Raw genomic sequence first — 19033 nt, 5'->3', positions numbered from 1 at the left:
CCTGGAAGCAGGGCACTCGCGGACAAGGGTCTTGAATGCGTGTCCTGATTACCGGCGGAGCCGGATTTATCGGCTCACATCTAACGGAGACATTTCTTTCCCTGGGACACCACGTGTCCTGCGTCGACGACCTTTCCACTGGCAGCCTCGATAATCTCTCCAGCGTTCGTGAGCACCCGAATCTTCTTCTCTACGAAGACACCATTTTCAACACGCGGCTCACATCTGAACTCGTCGATGAAGCCGACGTCATCTTCCACCTCGCTGCGGCCGTTGGCGTGAAGAGAATCGTTGACTTTCCCGTCCAGACTATCGAGACCAATGTAGAAGGAACGGAAATTGTCCTCGATGCCGCTGCCAAAACAGGCAAGCGCATCTTCGTGGCTTCCACGTCGGAGGTCTACGGAAAGTCGACCAAGATTCCCTTCTCCGAAACCGACGATCTCGTCCTCGGCTCAACCTATAATTCGCGCTGGGCTTATGCCTGCTCAAAGGCGATGGACGAGTTTCTTGCCTTTGCTTATTTCCGCGAGCACAATCTGCCGGTTACTATTGTCCGGTTCTTTAATACGGTCGGCCCGCGCCAGACTGGCCGTTATGGGATGGTCTTGCCGACGTTCGTTCGCCAGGCCTTGTTGAATGAACCGCTGACGGTCTACGGTACCGGCGCTCAGAGCCGATGTTTCGGCCACGTTGCCGATATCGTGAACGGACTGTTGTTGCTTCTCGAATGCGACCGTGCTCCGGGCGAGATATTCAACCTCGGCAATACTGAAGAAGTCACAATCGAGCAACTCGCACGCAAAGTCATCGCTGCTTGCGAGTCCAACAGCGAGATCGTTCACATTTCTTACTCCGATGCATACGGTCCCGGATTCGAAGACATGTTCCGCCGCGTTCCAGACCTCTCCAAGGCACGCGAATGGGTTGGCTATCAGCCACGCTACTCCTTGAACGACATTATCCGTTCCGTTGTTGACTATGAACGCATGGTGATGGCTGCGCGACAGGTGGCGTGATTCCGCTGGGTTGAGGTGTTGGATCTCGCTCCACTCTGAACCAGTTCACCGTTCATCCCGTTGTGGGAAGACTCTCTGCGGGGACCATTCTGGAATGCCAATTCGAGCAATAATTCATTACTGTACTCTTCCAAGCAACGATTCCTGCTACTCTCCGGTTCGTATACAGTAGTGCTCTCTGGCCGAGGCTCATATGTCAGGAAGAAAAACCATCCCTTTACAGCTTGGAAAAGATTGTTCGCCGGCAACTCGCGTCCTCCTTCCAGCACGAGGAAATCGACGCGATTCTGCTCGAAGCCGAAAGCGATAGTCCATCCGCAGAATTTATCGTCGGCCGCGCACTCGAGGCCGCTAACGAACATGACGAATCTGTGAAGTGGTATCGCCGATGCGCCGAACAGGGATACGCTCCCGCCCTGGAGCGCCTTCGGCGCGACTCACCCAATGCCGCTTAGTGGTTGCTTTGACACAGCGCTGACCTTATGACGTTTTCGGGACTACGGGCATCCGCGCCCAAAACAGGAACTCGCATCGACCACTCGCCTCAGATATCGTCCAGGCGGCGTCTTCGTCTGTGCTAATACAGCGATGATGGCCCTCCATTCTCAAGCCGGTGCGGAACAGGCCACCGCGCTTCGTCCGACTCTGCGTTACATCGCCAAGCAGCCAATCCTCGACGCGCATGAGCATGTCTGCGGATACGAACTGCTGTTTCGTGACGGGCCTCAGAACCTGTTCTCCAGCGTAGACGCTAACCACGCCTCGCTCAGCACCATGGATTATTCCCTGGCGTTCGGAACCGGCCCTGTTGCAGGCGAGAAGCTGGCATTCGTCAACTGCACTCGAGAACTTCTCGTCACGCGGCTCGTCACCCTGCTTCCGTCTGACAAAACGGTTCTCGAAATACTGGAAGACGTTGCTCCCGACCTGGAGGTGCTGGAAGCCTGTCGCCATCTCAGCAGTCTCGGATACCGCTTTGCCCTCGATGACTTTCTCGAAAACGATCTCGGGTCTCCGTTCCTCGAACATGCCACCTTTGTAAAAGTAGATATCCGTGCCAATAGCACAATGGGACAGGCCAGAATCGCGCGGGAACTTGCTCGGCGCGGACTTCGACTACTCGCGGAAAAGGTCGAGACTCGCGAGGAGTTCGACTTTCTGCACGACCACGGCTATCAGTATTTCCAGGGATACTTTTTCTGCCGGCCGATCATCCTGCAAACGCAGGACATCCCTGCAGCACAACTGAATCGGCTAAGACTTCTGCAGGCAGTTTCCGATCCTTCGCTGAACCTGAAACAACTTGAAGAGATCATTCGGCCCGAGGTCTCGCTTTCATACCGTCTCTTGCGCTACTTGAATTCCGCTGCATTCGGGCTTTACCCGGTGCGTTCCGTCATGCATGCCCTCACATTGCTCGGCGAGCGAGAGGTCCGAAAATGGATCGCCCTGGTCACGGCGGGGATCCTCGGCCAGGACAAAACGCCCGAGTTAGTGCGCATCGCAGTGGTCCGGGCCAAATTTTGTGAGAGCTTCGCTCCTTCGGGAAGGTCCGAACACTACTTTCTCACCGGCCTCTTCTCGCTCCTCGATGCCATGCTCGACAGACCGATGTCACAACTCGCCTCCGAATTACCGATCTCCGGGGAGTGCCGGACCGCACTCCTGCGCGGTCAGAACTTCCTCGCAGATCTCCTGCGGAAGTGCGAACAATGCGAGCGCGGAGAATTCGACTGCGCCAGCACCCAGGGCGAACCCGTCTGCCGCTCGTTTCGCGATGCGACGCTGTGGGCTGATGCCGTCCTTGAGGTGCAATGAGCGAGGCCGCCGGCGCTCCTATCCGCTGGCTGGTTCGTTGAATATTATTATGCAGGTTGATCTTTCCGAAGGCGCTTCAATCCTTCGGTTCATCCGATGTTCGGGCTTTCGATTGCTTTTCCTTCCCCGGCAGGGCTGCCGGGTTCTCATGCACTCGCTCGCGGAACTTCGCCGTCAGTCCACTCCCCAAAGAAACCGCGCGCTCCCCAAACTTGTCGCGCAATTTGTCCGCAGCGGCCAGTGCTTGTGTCATGCGCGCATTGTTCTGCTGCTCATCCAGCAAATTCATCTGCGGGTCGGGTTCGTCAAAGTGACTCGCCTGAACACCAACCAGACGCACCGCCTTTCCCTTCTTCCAATTGCTGCGAAATAGTTCGCGAATGACATGGAAGACCTCGCTATCAAGTTGTGTAGCGTGGCCGAGCGTCCGAGCCCGGGTAATCGTGGTGAAGTCCTCGTAGCGAAGTTTGAGTTGGATGCATCGCGCGCGAGCACTGGCTTCGCGAATCCTCCGGCATACCATCTCCGATAATCGCGCCAGCATCGTCTCGATTTTCTCCGCGTCCGCCGTATCCTCGTTGAACGTGTGTTCGTGGCTAATCGATTTTGCCCCATCGTGATCGCCAATCTCGCCCTCGAACCACGCTCCGGCGTCGAGCCCTCGCGCCTTTCCGGCCAGAGTCAGCGCCCACTCACCAAACTCAGCCCGCAGCCACATCTCGTCACGCGTCGCGAGATCGCCGACCGTATGGATCCCCAGCGCGTTTAACTTCTGTTCCGTCACTTTCCCCACCCCGGGAATCTTTCGCACGTTGAGTGGCGCCAGGAAGCTCTGCTCGCAGCCCGGAATGACGAACAACGCCCCGTTCGGCTTAGCCTGATCGGAGCAGACCTTCGCGACCAATCTCGACGTCCCGATCCCGATGGAACAGTTGAGATCGGTCTCCTTCTTCATCAGGTCGTGAAGCGCTCGCGCGGCCCGCAGCGGTGGCCCATGCAGTCGCTCGGTTCCAGTCATATCGAGGTAAGCCTCATCGATCGACACCATCTCAACCTTCGGAGAAAACCGGCAAAGCACTTCGTGAACCTTATGCGAGTAATCGCGATAGCGCTCCGGGTGGCCTTCCACGAAAATGGCCTGCGGACAGATCTTTGCCGCCGTTCGCAGCGGCATCGCCGAGTGCACCCCGAACTTCCTCGCCGCGTAAGAAGCCGCCGCGACCACCCCACGTTCGTTCGCCTTTCCGCCGACCACGACTGGTTTGCCTTTCAGCGACGGATCGAACAGCTCCTCGACGGACACAAAGAACGCGTCCATGTCGACGTGGAAGATGATGCGCTGGTGTTCCGCCTGCACATGGCGGATTGTATCGCACTAGTCGAAGATAAAGCGAAACCTCATTCGACCGGCCCTCTTCCAGAGAGACAAAATTTCACCTCGGTCGTCCGAATTTTGACTATAATCCTCGCACTCTTTGCCGGGCGTGGGGACCGGCAATCCGTCTGGCCGGACCTATCCTCAATTCAACTTCGGATGAAACCCAGCATGCGTTCTTCTGCAGCTCTTTCGCAGGTTCCAGATGCTTCTCGCCTGGCTGTTGTCTCGCCCGACGAAACCGCATGGTCGCAATTGGAGAGCATTCTCTCGCGCAGTTTCCAGTTGCGGCGCCTTCTCGCGTGGGAACACGTCATCCCCGTCATGGCCGAGTTCCCCATGGACGGCCTCGTCGTGGACATCGACAATCTGGGTCGACCGCAAATGGAGGTACTCGCCTCGCTCGAGGAACTGCGCCGTGCCAATCGCGACATCGTTATTGTTACGGTGACGCGACTTCAGGACCGCAGCCTCCGTCTCCGTGCCGCCGAGATCGGTTGTGATGAATTCTTTGTCGCCCCTATCGATCTCGAAGAGATGCGCATCGTGCTCGAGCGTTCTCTCGGAAAACGCTTCCTTGAGATCGAGAACCGCCGCGCCACGGAACAGATCTCCGGGGGAAGGTACGGTTTCAGCGAAATCATCGGTCGCTGCGAGCCCATGCTGCGCGTATTCGACACCATCACCCGGGTGGCCCGCAGCGACACCAGCGTCGTCATTCGTGGCGAAAGCGGCACGGGCAAAGAGTTGGTCGCCAAATCAATCGTCGCCCTCAGTCCCCGCAAGGACAGAGCCTTCATCAGCCTCAATTGCGCCGCCCTGCCCGATTCGCTGATCGAGTCCGAACTCTTTGGTTATGAGAAAGGCGCCTTCACCGGCGCTCACGCCCCGAAACCGGGGCAGATCGAACTGGCCAACGGCGGAACCCTCTTCCTCGATGAAATCGCAACTCTTGGCACCGAGCTGCAAACCAAGCTCCTCCGCGTCCTGCAGGAACGCTCTGTTCAACGCCTGGGAAGCAAGTCTTCCCGCAAGATTGATTTCCGCCTGCTGACCGCCACGAACGAAAATCTCGAAGAGATGGTTCGAACGGGCAGATTCCGCGAAGATCTTTATTACCGCATTCACGTTGTCCCCATCTTCATGCCGCCCCTGCGGGAACGTCGCGAAGACGTCTCTGTCCTCGCCAACCATTTTCTCCGAATCTACTGCGGCACTAACCGAATCGCCCTCAAGCGCCTCGATCCCGAGGTCCTCAATATCTTCGAGGATTACGCCTGGCCCGGCAATGTCCGCGAGATGGAAAACCTCATCCAACGTCTCATCCTGATGGTAGAAGGTCCACTCATCCGCGCCCGCGATCTCCCCGACCAGATGCTCCTGTCCAGTGCCGCCAGCCACGAATCGCTCCTGATTCCCGAAGAGGGCATCGACTTCGACGACGAGATCGCGCGCATCGAGGTCGCCTACCTCGAGGCCGCCCTGCGTCGAACCGCCGGGAGGAAGGTCGCCGCGGCAAAGCTTCTGCACATCAAGCAGCAGAAAATGAAGTACCTCTGCCGCAAATACAAAATTAAAGGTTAATAATTGACCATATGGTTTGATTTTTGACCGAATCGCCGGAGCATGCATCGTAGGGCACTCTGCATCGTTCCCAAATTGCTGTATCTTCGACAAATATCAGCCACTTACGACAGTTTGGCAGTGGGACTCGATTACTACCGGCAACCCCGCGCGACACAATCGCTACGTTAAAAATTTAAACCACGAAGGTTTATTTTTTGACCTCCCCGGGCGGCTCACATTGTACTGTGACGCATAACCACAGCTGATGTTCACTGAAAACAAAGGTCTTGCTCTGTAGCGGCGCGGGGAGCGGACTTTGGCACGACGGGTGCACTGGTACATGGCGTCAGTCAAACGACAAAACGGAGAGAGAAAATGCAGAAAAAGTCCTTGATCAAGAGCCGCGCCGCCACAAAGAAAGCCCTCATCGCTTCCCGCAAGGGCACTGCCGGAAACGTTGCGACTGGTAAGGCTGTTGCAGCCAGAGTACCCAATGCCAATGTAGCCCACGGTAACGTGGCGAGCGGCGCAGTAGCCAGCGGCGTCGTAGCCAGCGGCAACGTAGCCAGCGGCAACGTAGCCAGCGGTAACGTAGCCAGCGGCAACGTAGCCAGCGGTAACGTGGCCAGCGGCAACGTAGCCAGCGGCAATGTAGCCAGCGGGAGCGTAGCCAGCGGCTGCATCGCCAGCGGCAGCGTTGCACGGTAGTAAGATTTCATGGTGCCCGGGCCACACTTCGGGGGAGGGGTGGCCAGGATCGCAACATGGGGCTGCGTCCGATGGGCGCAGCCGTTTTTATTTACCAGATTCTGCGTGCGAGTGCGTGGAATATGGGTCGGAGCACGAAGTCGGCGATGCTTCGCCGACTTCCGAAAATTTTCGCCGTTCCCGTCATGCCGTACGCGAGAGTGGCCGAGGGCGGAATTGCGACATCTACCGCGAAGTAAGTCGGCGGGTGCAGCCCTGAGAAAGCTTCAGGCGGAATTAACCCGGGCTCGACTGCTGCCGCTGCGGGAGATATCTTCAGGAACTTCCCTTCCACTGGCATCCATTCCGAACTGGCTAACAGCGCGACATCATGAATCGACCGCAATTTGTGCAACTCTGATTCGGAAACATAGACTCGCGCCCGCATTGACGTCGGGTCTATCACCTCTGCGATTACCGTTCCGGGCTTGAGATAGGAACCCAGCAGGTCCCTTACACGGTGCGTCACGACGATGCCGGAAATCGGACTCATCACCTGCAACATCTTGGCTTCATCCTGCACGGTGCGCTCCGCCTTGACCATCCGCACCCGCTGAGATTCTGCTTGCCCAAAGTCACCGTAATTAAGTTGCGCCGCAGTTGCATTCGCTGACGCTAGCTTCAGGTCGGCGGATGCAGCCGACGCCCTTGAGGCGAGATTGACGTCGCTGAGCTGCGCTATCGGCGCGCCCGCCTGCACATGCTGCCCTTCCTCCACGAAAATCCCTGTAACGGCGCCGGGCACCTGCGCGCGCAGCACCGCTCTCTGCGCTGGCTCGATCACGAACGGTTCTTCCACAAATTCGCGTCGGATGGGAAGGACCAACAGCAGGAAGACTGCGACTCCCAACGCCAGGATCGTTTTTCGCTGCTGCAGCAGCCATTCTTTTTTATCGATATAGAGTTCTTTCATAAACTGCCCCAGCTTCTTGATTCGCGAACGAAATATTCCTAACGTCAGCACGGTCGCGGGAACAAAGGCCCACTCTGGTGAAAATCGGTAAGCAACGTTGTAAAGGATCTTCACGAAAAACAGCATCAGGCTATAGCAGTACACGCCCGAAAGAATTGCATATGTAGCAAAACCAATCTGCCGCAACCGCGGCAGCGGCGGCACCGTCGCCGGCATATGAAATACGTTCTTGCGCACCCATGCGTTTAGAAATGACGATGAAAGGCCCTTAAGATCCCAGAACCGGAACAGTTCGCAAAACAGGTAATACCCATCCATCTTCGACAGCGGATTCCAGTTGATGAGCACGCAGAAGATTCCGCCACTCAGGATCAGCTTGTAGCAGAAGCCGTGGATCCAACTGCCCGCCGGCGTTAGCCACCAGATCACGGTGAAGTATTCGCATAACAGGATCTCCGACCAGACACCCGCAAGGACCGTGAGTATCCGGGCGCGCCGGTTGCCATAGACATACACCTCCTGGACCTCACAGAAAACGCCCGGCACCAGGTAAACCATGAAGAATCCCATCCGGTGTGAATCTCCGCCGAAGTGCTTGCAGGTCATTCCGTGCGCAGTCTCATGGAACGCCCCCAGCAGGAAAAAAATCGCGAAGAACTCGAAGACATCTTGGAACGACTTTGCGGTGAAGTTGTAGAACTGGACGCTGTCCGACCAGAACTCTCCCCAGTGTGCGCTCAAAAGAAACAGCGCCACGCCAAGCATGAAGAATGACCATGCCGTAAACCAAGGCGTGTAGATGAACTTCAATTTCTTGTGAATCCATGTGAGATAGCTGTTCGGGTCGAAGTAGATCAGTTCGATGACGGACAAGTCGCCGAAATCACGTTTCTTCTTGATCTTCTTGCGGCGTTGATCGATCAACTGCTCGCAAAACTGAACGCTCTGCTCCTGTGGCGTTCTGTACCAGAAGTCGCTCTTATCCAGACCCTCGGCGAATTCCCGGACGTTGTCGGCCGTGAGGACAATCCCTGTTTCCTCGTGAAAAGTTTCGGCGACCTGTTCGTACGAACGTTCCCCGTCGAACTTCGTCGCCAACTTGTATTGCAGAGGATTGAATCGAAAAAAACAATTGGGGCCGTCGGGCACCAGGACCATGACGAGGGGCCCGTCCCGTTCCTGTTGCTCGCGCGCTACGTGCCGCGGATGGATGCGCGGGAAACCCTTCCTCTCGCGCAATGGCGGAGTGTCGGGCAGCGCAACTTCCAGTACCCGCGCCAGATTCATTGCGCTCTCTTCACTGCCACCGTGACCGTCATTCCCGGACGCAAATTGCCCGCCGGTTCAGCCACTCGCGCTTCAACATCGATCGTACCGCTCGCCGGATCTACCACGGGACTCAGCAGCATGATCGTCGCTGCGTATTTGTGATTGGGCTCATCCGGCGAAAATACCCCCACTGCGTCGCCCACTTTGACTTTGCCCACGAACTCCTGCGGAAGTGTGAATCGCACGTTCATCGGCGACGTTTCCGTCACCCAGAACATTCGGTCGTTGACGGCGACCTTCTGGCCAAGCCGTATGTATCTCCGGGCAACAACACCATCGAAGGGCGCAAGGATCCTGGTCTTGTCCAACTCGATTTCGATCGCGCGTAACTCATCCCGAGCTGTCTGTGCGTGGTTAATTTCGCGTTCCACTTCGAATTTGGCACTGACGACTTTCGCCCGCGCGTGCTCCACCTGCTCTTTCGTGATCAGGCTCGCATTCCACATGGCTTCCGCGCGTGTGAGGTCCGCTTTGTCCATGTCCAGTTCTGCCGCCCAATTCTTCTGATCTGCCTCAATGGCCTTTACTTTATCCGCCGCCACGTCGCGGTTCGCCAACAACTCACGGTTGTCCAGTTCGGCCAGTACCTGACCTTTGCGAAGCCGCGTCCCAACATCGGCAAGTATTTTCGAGACGATGCCTTCCCGCTGCGCTTCGACATCAACCTCGTGCTCCACAACCAGCGGGCCGGAAACGTGGTATTCGTCCGAAGGTTGCGCAGTAGTGTTCGCCGGTAGAACTGCCGTTTCAGCTTTGACCGGCGGCGGTGCCGCACTGGCCGCCGTCGGTTCGCTTCCCGAGCACCCCGCCAGCGTCAAGCTGGCGCCAATCGCTAAATAGAACAGTTCCCGCCTGAACACGTTGCTTCTCCTTACCAACCGAACCAGTTCCACAGTTTCGACCAGATCCACATCGCCGGCGCGCGCAGGAAGACGTAGCCCATGGGACGCCACCCTATCGTGACTTTCCCAACCCCCTGCATGCCGGGCCTTAACAAACCGCTCGAGTTCGGAATCTCGACTCTCGCAAAGAACAGTCTCCGATCTTCGCTAATACTGCTCATAGGACTCACTCGCTCCACGTCGCCACGAAACTTCTGCATGGGGAAGCTTTCCAACTTCACCGCCGCGTAATCGCCGGTCCGAACCAGCGGAATGTCGGTTTCATCCACGCCAACGTCAACTCTCGCCTTCGAGGTATCGACAACTTCGGCAAACGTGTCCCCCGCCTCCAACTTGCGCCCCGTAAAGGTTTCAATGTGCGGCGTCGACACCACTCCATCTATTGGCGATCGCAATTTCGTGTGATCCAGGCGCTCCTGCGCCCGTGTGACTTCTGCTTTCCAGTAATCCGCCTGTATTCGCTGAACGCCAGCCTCTGTTCCATCGTTCCCAGCCAGCGCTTTATTCATCGCTGACAGCGCCGAGGCATACTTCGCTTGTGTCGCCGCCAGCGCGGTTCGAAAATCCCAATCGTCCATTTCTGCGAGCACCGCCCCCCTGGAGACGTGATCGCCTTCATGCACCAGCACCTTGCCCACAACCCCATCGACCTCCGCCTGAACCTTCGAGATCGTCTGGGGCGAAATGTTCGCATCGCCTACCACACGCATAGGGATTGGCAGTAGCAAAAGGAATAGTGCGACCGCGACGGCCGCGCCCACGTACTTTCGCTTCCGGGCCTTGTCCAGGCGTTTGAACTGCTGTTTCTTTTGCAGCAGCGGCTCCCAGAAGCTGATGAATGGCACCTCGGTGTAGAGCGAAGCATTGCGCAGCGCGACCGTCGCCTGGCTAGCCAGTACACGGATAAATTCGAATTGCGTTTCCGTCAGGAAGTCCCGTTGCGCGCTCTCGAAAGACAACACCCCAAGGCGCCCCTGATCGTCCATCAGTGGCAGCGCATAAAAGGATCGAAACCCCGTTTCGCTGAAGTACTGCCCGAACTTGGCCAGCGTCTCCTCGCGATCCGACTTGACCCGGTCACCCTCGCAAGTAATGTACGTTTCCGTGTCCGAAATTAGCGACCACTCGAGGATATGTTTAAGACGCTTGACTTCCGGATCACTCTGGATCACCTCGGTCTTGCCGGAGATCGCCTTGATCTGAATGCTTCCGCCATGCTCCAAGGCAACCGCTGCACGGTCGTAGCTCATGATCTTCTGCGGCCCGTTCACAATTACCTGCAGGACTCTCTCCAGGTTAAGCGTCGAGGTGATCTCGTTACTGACTTGCACGAGAGTTTCGAGCAGTTGGATCTTGCGTTCGGCTTCGAGCAGGCTGGCATTGTGGAGCGCGCTCGCCGCCGTCTCTGAAATAGTGCTCAGGAAGAACAGGTCATCTTCGTCGAAGGGCGTGCCATCATCCCTGTTCACCGCCTCCAGGACGCCTACAATGAATTCTCCGTCGCGGATAGGGACCGCAATCAGCGATCGAACTCCGCCATTCTCCATGGCGCCATTCCGCGCGGCCAGCCTCTCGTCCTCGGCGCTCGCGATGAGTACAACCTCGCCGCTATCGGAGACCGCATTCGCGATCGCGTCTTCGTACCGCGTCTCCATTTCTGTCGTGGGATCTTCGCCGTCGCGGCTGGTCAGCAGAAGGTTTTCATCCTCCACCATGTAGAGGTTGATCGCCTGCACCGGCAGAATCTCCCGAATCTTTCTCGGGATGATGTTCAGAAGCGAATCCATCTCCAGGGTAGAGTTAAAGACCCGCTCGAGGTCATAGAGCTGGGTAACCCGCGTGATCGACTGTAACTGCGTGTTCCTCTCGCTCTCGTATTCCAGCGCCGAAGCGAACGCGATTGCGGAAACCCCGGCAACCTCCTCTACAGACGCCAAGTCTGCGATTGTCAGTGCTGTATCGAAGCTGATGATCTCAATCGCACCGTGAAGCGTCTCCTCAGAAGCAACCGGCACAACTGCCAGCGATTTCATCGTTCGCCGAACGTTCAGGTGGGCAAAATCTTCGCGTGTCAGAATCGAAGGATCAAATACCAGGGGATTGCGCGAATGCGCCAGTAAACCAAGGACTCCATGTTCGTACGCGACCTCGTACTCCGGCGTTACTTCGCCTTCGACCGCCTTCAGCCGCCACACCGGCGCATCTTGATCCTCGATGACGTAGACTTGGACGGAGGTTCCCGGCAGCAGATCTCTAACTTGACGGGCTGCTATTCTTGAGCGTGGACCTAACTCGCGTTCCGCGAGCAAGGAGGCAGCATATTCCGCAATTGGAGCCGAAAAAGCAGGCCGTTGAGTTGCCACGCAACTCGCTCCTTACCTGGGTAAGCTGAAGTTTGAGAACTGGTATTATGCCCACACGTGGGAGAATGCTTGAAAAAGGCCCTAGGTTCCCGTAAGTTGTTGGCGACTGTATCAAAGCTAGCCAGCGCTGTCAACGCATCTGCAGGGCTTATCCCTGTCCCAGATATGCCGCGTTGAGCAGATGTGGGTATAACCCAAAGGCCTCAACCCAGGGAGGGTTCGTGGATATCGACGTTCGCAAGCAGTCGAATAGCAATGTCATTCGTCTTAGAGGCGACCTCAAGATCGGCCAGGCAGCCGAAGATCTTCGCAAAACATTTGAGGAATTCTTTGCGCAAAACGAAACCCGGTTCGTCGTCAACATGCAGGAAGTCAACATGGTTGATTCCAGCGGAATCGGCGTCCTCGTCCGCTCTCTTACCAGCGCCAAGCAGCGCGGCGGCTCGTTGAAACTGGTGAACCCCTCCAAGCTGACTCTGCAGACCCTGAAAATGGTCGGACTCCTACCATTATTCGATATCTACTCTGAAGAATCGCAAGCCGTCGCCGCATTCGCCTGATCGGAAGCGGCGAAACGTACATCCAGATTATTCAATCAAGATATGTCGTTTGTAATCTTGAGGTTGTGAAAACTTTTTCGCGTTTTCATGCAACCACACCACCTTTGTGCTAATCCATTCTCTTAGACGTTCAGAGTTCCCGAACGCCTTCCTCCCGCCTTGCGCGGAATCTTCTTAAGGAGAACTGGATGTTATCCAAGCGTCTTTTCTCTATTGTCCTTCTGTTCTCGTTCTTGACCGTGACCGCTGTTGCCTTCGCCGCCGACGCTGGCACCGCGGCCACTCTGGCCAACTTGCAGACTGCGTTCAACGGCGAGAGTAATGCTCACGCGCGCTATCTCGCATTCTCCAAGAAAGCCGACGCTGAAGGCTATGGCGAAGTCGCCAGCCTTTTCCGCGCTGCTGCCCGGGCTGAAGAAATTCACGCCAACAACCATGCCGCTGTCATTAAGAAACTCGGTGGAAAACCGGAAGCCAAAATCGAAACTCCTGCCGTAAAAACCACGAAGGAGAACCTGGAAGCCGCCATCAAGGGTGAGACCTACGAGCGCGACTCCATGTACCCGGAGTTCCTGAAGCAGGCTCGCCAGATTCGCAACACCGACGCGATCCAAACCTTCAACTACGCCAAAACCGCCGAGGCCGAGCACGCAAAACTCTACACTGCGGCGCTCAACAACCTCGAAAAATCCAAAGGGACCAAAGCCAAGAACTACTACGTTTGCGGGGTGTGTGGGTATACCGTCGAGAAGATTACTTTCACAAAGTGCCCTTCCTCGTTCACTCCCATAGACAAATACGAAACAATCGGCTAATTCCTGCGCCGCCGTCCTCCGGGACGGCGGCAGAATCCTGGAGCAATCGACCTTATGAGCTACTTCCCCCCGGCTCCAACATGGGACGGACTACATCCACTCATCGTCCACTTTCCCATCGTCCTTCTGTTGGTTGCGCCGCTCTTTATCGTCCTTGGAATCCTTATGCCCAAATCCGGACGCACGATGTACTTGGTCGCACTCGTGCTCATGGGCCTCGGAACTGGCACTGCTTTGGTCTCCTACGCAACGGGCGAAGCGGCGGGCAAACTAGCGGAGCGAACGCCCGAAATCAGCGCCGCTATCGCACGTCATGAAGAGCTCGCCGAAACTACGCGACTGCTATTCTCGATCCTGACTGTGATTTTCGGCGGCATACTCTACCTCCCCAAGTTCCTCAAATTTGATCTTGGACGCAGAGCCCAGGCGGTCGGCGCAATTGTATTTCTTTTCTTTTACTTGTCAGGGACATTGGTGCTCGTCAACACCGCGCACCAGGGCGGGATGCTCGTGCACCAGTACGGAGTTCATGCGCTCGTATCCCCGGATGCTAACAACCCGCCCCCAGCCACTCCTCCCAGCGAACAGGGCAACTGAGTACACAAACGAAAGCCCGCCGATTCCTCGACGGGCTGCCTACCACAACACAATGTTCCGTAACCCGACGTCTGCCGTAAGTTAGCAGACGTGGGGACATCGTCACTTCACCGGTGTGTTCAGCGAATAGCTGTTCAGTACCTTCATATAATTCGCCCGTTCAAAGGCTGACGGGTGAGCCACATTCTTCTGACTCATGCTTCCCTGCATCTGCTCGATCGAGTCGTACTCGTGCTTCTCCAGCCACCCCGCAAGGTCAGCGCTGAGGGTCTTCAGGTAAGCGATGCCGTGCTCCAGCAACACTGATGTCATCATCGCTACTTTCGCGCCGGCCATCATCGACTTCACGACATCTTCAACGACATGCACGCCACCGGTAATGCCGATATCCGCACGGATTTTGTCGTACAGGATTGCCGTCCAGTGCAGTCTCAGCTTGAGTTCATTGCTTCGACTCAATACCAGGTGCGGCACGACCTCGAGCGCTTCCAGGTCGAAATCCGGCTGGTAGAAGCGGTTGAATAATACGAGCCCATCCGCCCCGGCCTTCTCAAGTTTGACTGCCATGTTCGCCATCGCGCTGAAGTACGGCCCGATCTTCACGGAAACCGGGATCTTCACGTTCTGTTTTACCGACTTCACCAGGTCGGTATACATGGCCTCAACATCGCTGGCGTTCTGGTTGGGATCCGTCGGCAAGAAATAGATATTCAGTTCCAGTGCATCCGCACCGGCCTGCTCCATATCCTTCGCATATCGAATCCAGCCGCCCTTAGAAATTCCGTTGAGGCTGGCTATTACCGGGACCTTGACTGCCTGCTTCGCAGCCCGAATATGCTCCAGGTACTCATCCGGACCGATCTTAAACGTCTGGAAATCTGGATAGTAGTTGAGCGCCTCCGCCGATACGTCGGCGGCCGACCACAGGAAATGATCGAGTTCGTTGCTCTCGATGTTGATCTGTTCCTCGAACAACGAGTGCAGCACCACGGCCGACGCCCCGCAGTCTTCCAACTGCCGGATATTCGCGACCTCCTTGCAGATCGGCGAGGCGGAGGCAACGAGCGGGTTCTTGAGGTTCAGTCCGAGATACTTCGTCGATAGCTTAGTCATTGCTCGCCTCCTTGCTCATGGCCTTCTCTTCCGTGGTTTTGGTCGCTCCTTCGGGCGGATTGAACGGCATCTTCGACCAGTGTTCGTACACCTTCCAGCGCTCCACCACGTCTTCCTGCGCTTCCTTCAGCAGAAGTTCCGCCGCCTTTGGATTGCTCTGCCGCAGCATCGTATACCGCGTTTCGTTGTAGATGTACTTGTCGAGCGAAATCGTCGGTGCTTTCGAATCCAGGACGAAGGGATTCTTGCCTTCCAGCGCCAGCTTCGGGTTGTAGCGGAACAGTGGCCAGTGTCCGGCCTGCACAGCCAATTTCTGCTGATCAAGTCCATGGACCAGGTCGTATCCGTGAGCAATGCAGTGGCTGTATGCGATGATGATCGACGGTCCGTCCCACGCTTCGGCTTCCAGGAACGCCTTCACCGTCTGCATGTCGCTCGAACCCATCGCGATTCGCGCGACGTACACCGAGCCGTAGTTTACGGCCATCATGGCGAGGTCTTTCTTCGCCACCGGCTTGCCACCCGCCGCAAACTTCGCTACCGCGCCGCGCGGCGTGGCCTTCGACATCTGGCCGCCCGTATTCGAATAAACCTCGGTATCGAGCACCAGGATGTTCACGTTTCGCCCGCTGGCAAGCACATGATCGAGCCCACCGTAGCCGATGTCGTATGCCCAACCATCGCCACCGACAATCCACACCGCCCGCTTCACCAGCACATCGGCGAGGCTCAGTAGATCCTTTGCTTCCGACGTGTTCAGGCCCTGGAGCATCTTCTTCAGTTCCGCCACACGTCCGCGCTGCGTCTGGATACCGGTTTCATTCGACTGATCCGCCCCGAGGATTCCCTTCACCAGTTCTTCCCCAAGCTTCCCAGCCAAGCGGACGACGAGCTCCTTGGCGTACTGGTTCTGCTTATCGATTGCCAGCCGGATACCCAACCCGAACTCGGCATTGTCTTCAAACAGTGAATTCGACCAAGCCACTCCGCGCCCGTCCTTGTTGAACGTGTATGGAGTCGTCGGCAGGTTGCCGCCGTAGATCGAAGAGCAACCCGTCGCGTTCGCGATGACGGTGCGATCGCCGAACAACTGCGTCATCAATTTCACGTACGGTGTCTCGCCGCAACCGGAACACGCGCCGCTGAATTCGAACAGAGGCTGCATCAGTTGAACATCCTTAACCTGCGTCACGCTCAGAACCGTGCGGTCGACTTCCGGCAGTTCGAGGAAAAAGTCCCAATTCTGGGCTTCCTTCTCGCGCACCGGGGGCTGCGCAATCATGTTGATCGCGCGATGCTTTACTTCCGTCTTCGACTTGACCGGGCACGCCTCAACGCACAGCGCGCAACCCGTGCAGTCTTCCGGAGCCACCTGCAACGTGTACTTCTGGCTTGCGAAAGTCTTCCACTTCGCCTCCGCCGACTTGAATCCCTCGGGAGCCTTCGCCAGCACCGCGCCGTCGTAGACTTTTGCGCGAATCACCGCGTGCGGGCAAACCAGAACGCACTTGCCGCACTGGATGCACAGCTTCTCATCCCATTCCGGAATTTCGAGCGCGATGTTCCGCTTCTCCCACTGTGCCGTTCCGGTCGGGAACGTTCCGTCGATCGGCATCGCGCTCACCGGCAAAAAGTCGCCGTCGCCAGTGATGATGGGCGCGATCACGTTCTGCACGAACTCCGGAGCGGCTTTCGGCACCGCCGGGTGCACATCGAACGTGCTCGTAACAGCGGTTGGAACTTTCACTTCGAACAGGTTCGAAAGTGCCTCGTCTACCGCTGCGAAGTTCTTCTGCACCACGGCTTCACCGCGGCGTCCATAGGTCTTCTTGATTGCGTGCTTGATGGCTTCGATGGCTTCTTCTCTCGGCAGCACGCCTGAAATCGCGAAGAAGCACGTCTGCATGATCGTGTTGATACGTCCACCCATGCCCGTGTCACGTGCGACTTTAACGGCATCGATCACATAGAACTTCAACTTCTTCTCGATAATGTCCTTCTGCACCTGCCGTGGCAGGTGATCCCAGATCTCGTCCTTGCCATAGGGCGTGTTCAGCAGGAAGGTTGCTCCTGTATCGGCGCCCTTCAGCACATCCATTCTTTCGAGGAACGTGAACTGGTGGCAGGCGACGAAATTCGCGCGCGTAATCAGGTAACTCGAGCGGATCGGCTTCGGGCCGAACCGCAGGTGCGAAGTCGTCATCGACCCCGACTTCTTGGAGTCGTAGACGAAGTACCCTTGCGCGTAATTGTCAGTCTCTTCGCCGATGATCTTGATCGAGTTCTTGTTCGCCCCGACCGTTCCATCCGCACCCAAACCGTAGAACAGTGCCCGAACCGTCTTATTGTCCTCGGTGGAGAACGCCGGATCGTAATCAATGCTCGTGTGCGTGACGTCGTCCTTGATGCCAACCGTGAAGTGGTTCTTCGCGCGTTCTTTCTTCAACTCATCCAGCACGCCCTTCACCATCGCCGGCGTGAATTCTTTCGACGACAATCCGTAACGTCCGCCGACGATCCGCGGGAAGCCCTTAAATGGCAGCGCCCCGGCTGCCAGGCCCTCTTGGATCGCCGTGACCGCATCCTGGTACAGCGGCTCGCCAACCGCGCCCGGCTCTTTCGTCCGATCCAGTACGCCGATCGACTGGACTGTCGCCGGCAGCGCCTTCAGGAAATGCTCGACCGAGAACGGCCGGAACAGGCGAACCTTGATCATGCCGACCTTCTCGCCCTTCGCCACCAGGTACTCGATCGCTTCCTGCGCCACTTCGGCGCCCGAGCCCATCAGGATGATTACGCGCTCGGCATCGGGCGCACCGACGTAATCAAACAGCCGGTACTGCCGCCCGACTACCTTTGCGAACTTGTCCATCGCGTTCTGCACGATGGTCGGCGCCGCCAGGTAATACGGGTTCACCGTCTCGCGTGCCTGGAAATAAACGTCCGGATTCTGTGCGCTGCCTCGCAGTACTGGCCGATCCGGCGAGAGTGCCCGCGCCCGATGCGCATGCACCAGTTCGTCGGAAATCAGCGCCCGCATGTCATCCATCGTGAGCTGTTCAACTTTCGCGACTTCATGCGAGGTCCGGAAACCATCGAAGAAATGCACAAATGGAACACGTGCCTCCATCGACGCTGCCTGCGCGATCAGCGCAAAGTCCATCACTTCCTGGATCGAGTTCGACGAAAGCAGTCCCCAACCCGTCTGCCGCACTGCCATAACATCCTGGTGATCGCCAAAGATCGACAGTGCCTGGGCGGCAACGGAGCGGGCCGCGACGTGCATCACGCTCGACGTAAGTTCGCCCGCAATCTTGTACATGTTGGGGATCATCAACAACAGGCCCTGCGATGATGTAAATGTCGTTGCGAGCGCACCACCCTGCAGCGCGCCATGGAGAGCGCCGGATGCGCCGCCCTCACTCTGCATCTCGATGACAGTCGGGATCGTCCCCCAGATATTGGGTTTACCCTCTGAAGACCACTGGTCCGACCATTCGCCCATCGGCGACGATGGCGTGATCGGGTAAATCGCGATCACTTCGTTGATTTTGTGAGCAACATAAGCCGCAGCTTCGTTGCCGTCGATAGTTACCTTCGCTCTTGTCATTTTTTTATAATTCCAGTCACATCGCGTATGAAATTGACTGCGGCGTCCCACCTACCGGACGTCAGGGCGGGGTGGGTCATCCCCTCTTCACCCACCTTCCCTCGGGAAGGCCTCTAACGCACTTTCCAGCCGGGTCGCTACCTCCGGCACGCGCTCACCGGAGACGGCCAAATCGCTCGCAACCTACGCGGCTTAAAGCACATAGAGCATGTTCTGATTAGAATTCCGACACGCCCAAAGGGGCTGTGATTGACCTCACAAGAATCGGTGACGCTTGACCGTGTGAAACAGCGGTCAGTAATCAGC

14 protein-coding genes are annotated in these 19033 nt (G+C 57.0%); 8 read left to right on the top strand and 6 right to left on the bottom strand.

Annotation, left to right across the window (positions count from 1 at the left end; genetic code table 11):
• Positions 1 to 35 precede the first annotated feature (35 nt).
• The 3 genes from ROO76_19150 to ROO76_19140 all read left to right on the top strand — a co-directional run bounded on the left by ROO76_19150 (position 36) and on the right by ROO76_19140 (position 2837).
• Entirely contained in the window at positions 36 to 1019 is a 984-nt protein-coding gene (locus tag ROO76_19150; GenBank protein MDT8070291.1) for a GDP-mannose 4,6-dehydratase, read from the top strand.
• A gap of 224 nt (positions 1020 to 1243) precedes the next feature.
• Positions 1244 to 1474 carry a hypothetical protein gene (locus tag ROO76_19145; protein ID MDT8070290.1) on the top strand — a complete coding sequence of 77 codons (231 nt, stop codon included), beginning with the start codon at positions 1244 to 1246 and terminating at the stop codon, positions 1472 to 1474.
• 133 nt (positions 1475 to 1607) lie between these two features.
• Complete coding sequence (locus ROO76_19140) at positions 1608 to 2837, top strand: EAL domain-containing protein (protein ID MDT8070289.1); 1230 nt, start codon at positions 1608 to 1610, stop codon at positions 2835 to 2837.
• Positions 2838 to 2913: 76 nt separating this feature from the next.
• Here the strand turns inward: ROO76_19140 and dinB are convergent, their stop codons facing one another.
• Positions 2914 to 4194, bottom strand: a complete 1281-nt coding sequence (dinB, locus tag ROO76_19135; protein MDT8070288.1) for a DNA polymerase IV — start codon at positions 4192 to 4194, stop codon at positions 2914 to 2916.
• A 189-nt stretch (positions 4195 to 4383) separates the two neighbouring features.
• On the opposite strand from dinB, the gene ROO76_19130 reads away from it, so the two are divergent.
• Positions 4384 to 5796 (top strand): sigma-54 dependent transcriptional regulator, encoded by a 1413-nt coding sequence (locus ROO76_19130; GenBank protein MDT8070287.1) that lies wholly within the window; start codon positions 4384 to 4386, stop codon positions 5794 to 5796.
• Positions 5797 to 6153: 357 nt separating this feature from the next.
• Positions 6154 to 6486, top strand: a complete 333-nt coding sequence (locus ROO76_19125) for a hypothetical protein (protein ID MDT8070286.1) — start codon at positions 6154 to 6156, stop codon at positions 6484 to 6486.
• Positions 6487 to 6577: 91 nt separating this feature from the next.
• Here ROO76_19125 and ROO76_19120 read toward each other — a convergent pair whose 3' ends face one another.
• From ROO76_19120 to ROO76_19110, 3 genes are read right to left on the bottom strand one after another with little or no spacing between them, the layout of a single operon-like run.
• Complete coding sequence (locus tag ROO76_19120) at positions 6578 to 8725, bottom strand: HlyD family efflux transporter periplasmic adaptor subunit (protein MDT8070285.1); 2148 nt, start codon at positions 8723 to 8725, stop codon at positions 6578 to 6580.
• Positions 8722 to 9627, bottom strand: a complete 906-nt coding sequence (locus tag ROO76_19115) for an efflux RND transporter periplasmic adaptor subunit (GenBank protein ID MDT8070284.1) — start codon at positions 9625 to 9627, stop codon at positions 8722 to 8724. Before ROO76_19115 ends, ROO76_19120 begins: the two co-directional genes overlap by 4 nt.
• An 11-nt stretch (positions 9628 to 9638) precedes the next feature.
• Positions 9639 to 12032 carry an efflux RND transporter periplasmic adaptor subunit gene (locus tag ROO76_19110; protein ID MDT8070283.1) on the bottom strand — a complete coding sequence of 798 codons (2394 nt, stop codon included), beginning with the start codon at positions 12030 to 12032 and terminating at the stop codon, positions 9639 to 9641.
• A gap of 221 nt (positions 12033 to 12253) precedes the next feature.
• Between ROO76_19110 and ROO76_19105 the strand changes: the two genes are divergently transcribed.
• The 3 genes from ROO76_19105 (at position 12254) to ROO76_19095 (ending at position 14004) form a co-directional block, all read left to right on the top strand.
• Positions 12254 to 12592 (top strand): STAS domain-containing protein, encoded by a 339-nt coding sequence (locus tag ROO76_19105; GenBank protein MDT8070282.1) that lies wholly within the window; start codon positions 12254 to 12256, stop codon positions 12590 to 12592.
• Positions 12593 to 12780: 188 nt separating this feature from the next.
• Positions 12781 to 13407: a ferritin family protein gene (locus ROO76_19100; protein MDT8070281.1), complete on the top strand. Its 627-nt coding sequence runs from the start codon at positions 12781 to 12783 to the stop codon at positions 13405 to 13407.
• 54 nt (positions 13408 to 13461) lie between these two features.
• Positions 13462 to 14004 (top strand): DUF2231 domain-containing protein, encoded by a 543-nt coding sequence (locus ROO76_19095; protein MDT8070280.1) that lies wholly within the window; start codon positions 13462 to 13464, stop codon positions 14002 to 14004.
• Positions 14005 to 14106: 102 nt separating this feature from the next.
• Here ROO76_19095 and ROO76_19090 read toward each other — a convergent pair whose 3' ends face one another.
• Together ROO76_19090 and nifJ are read right to left on the bottom strand one after the other, a co-directional pair.
• Positions 14107 to 15117, bottom strand: coding sequence for a dihydroorotate dehydrogenase-like protein (locus ROO76_19090; GenBank protein MDT8070279.1), 1011 nt, complete (start codon positions 15115 to 15117; stop codon positions 14107 to 14109).
• On the bottom strand, positions 15110 to 18727 hold the full coding sequence (nifJ, locus tag ROO76_19085; protein MDT8070278.1) for a pyruvate:ferredoxin (flavodoxin) oxidoreductase: 3618 nt from the start codon (positions 18725 to 18727) through the stop codon (positions 15110 to 15112). Before nifJ ends, ROO76_19090 begins: the two co-directional genes overlap by 8 nt.
• Between the last annotated feature and the right edge of the window lie 306 nt (positions 18728 to 19033).

The organism is Terriglobia bacterium, from assembly GCA_032252755.1.
Lineage (GTDB): Bacteria > Acidobacteriota > Terriglobia > Terriglobales > Acidobacteriaceae > JAVUPY01.
The sequence above is the reverse complement of the archived record's forward strand: the minus strand, read 5'-3'. Positions and strand labels throughout refer to the sequence as shown.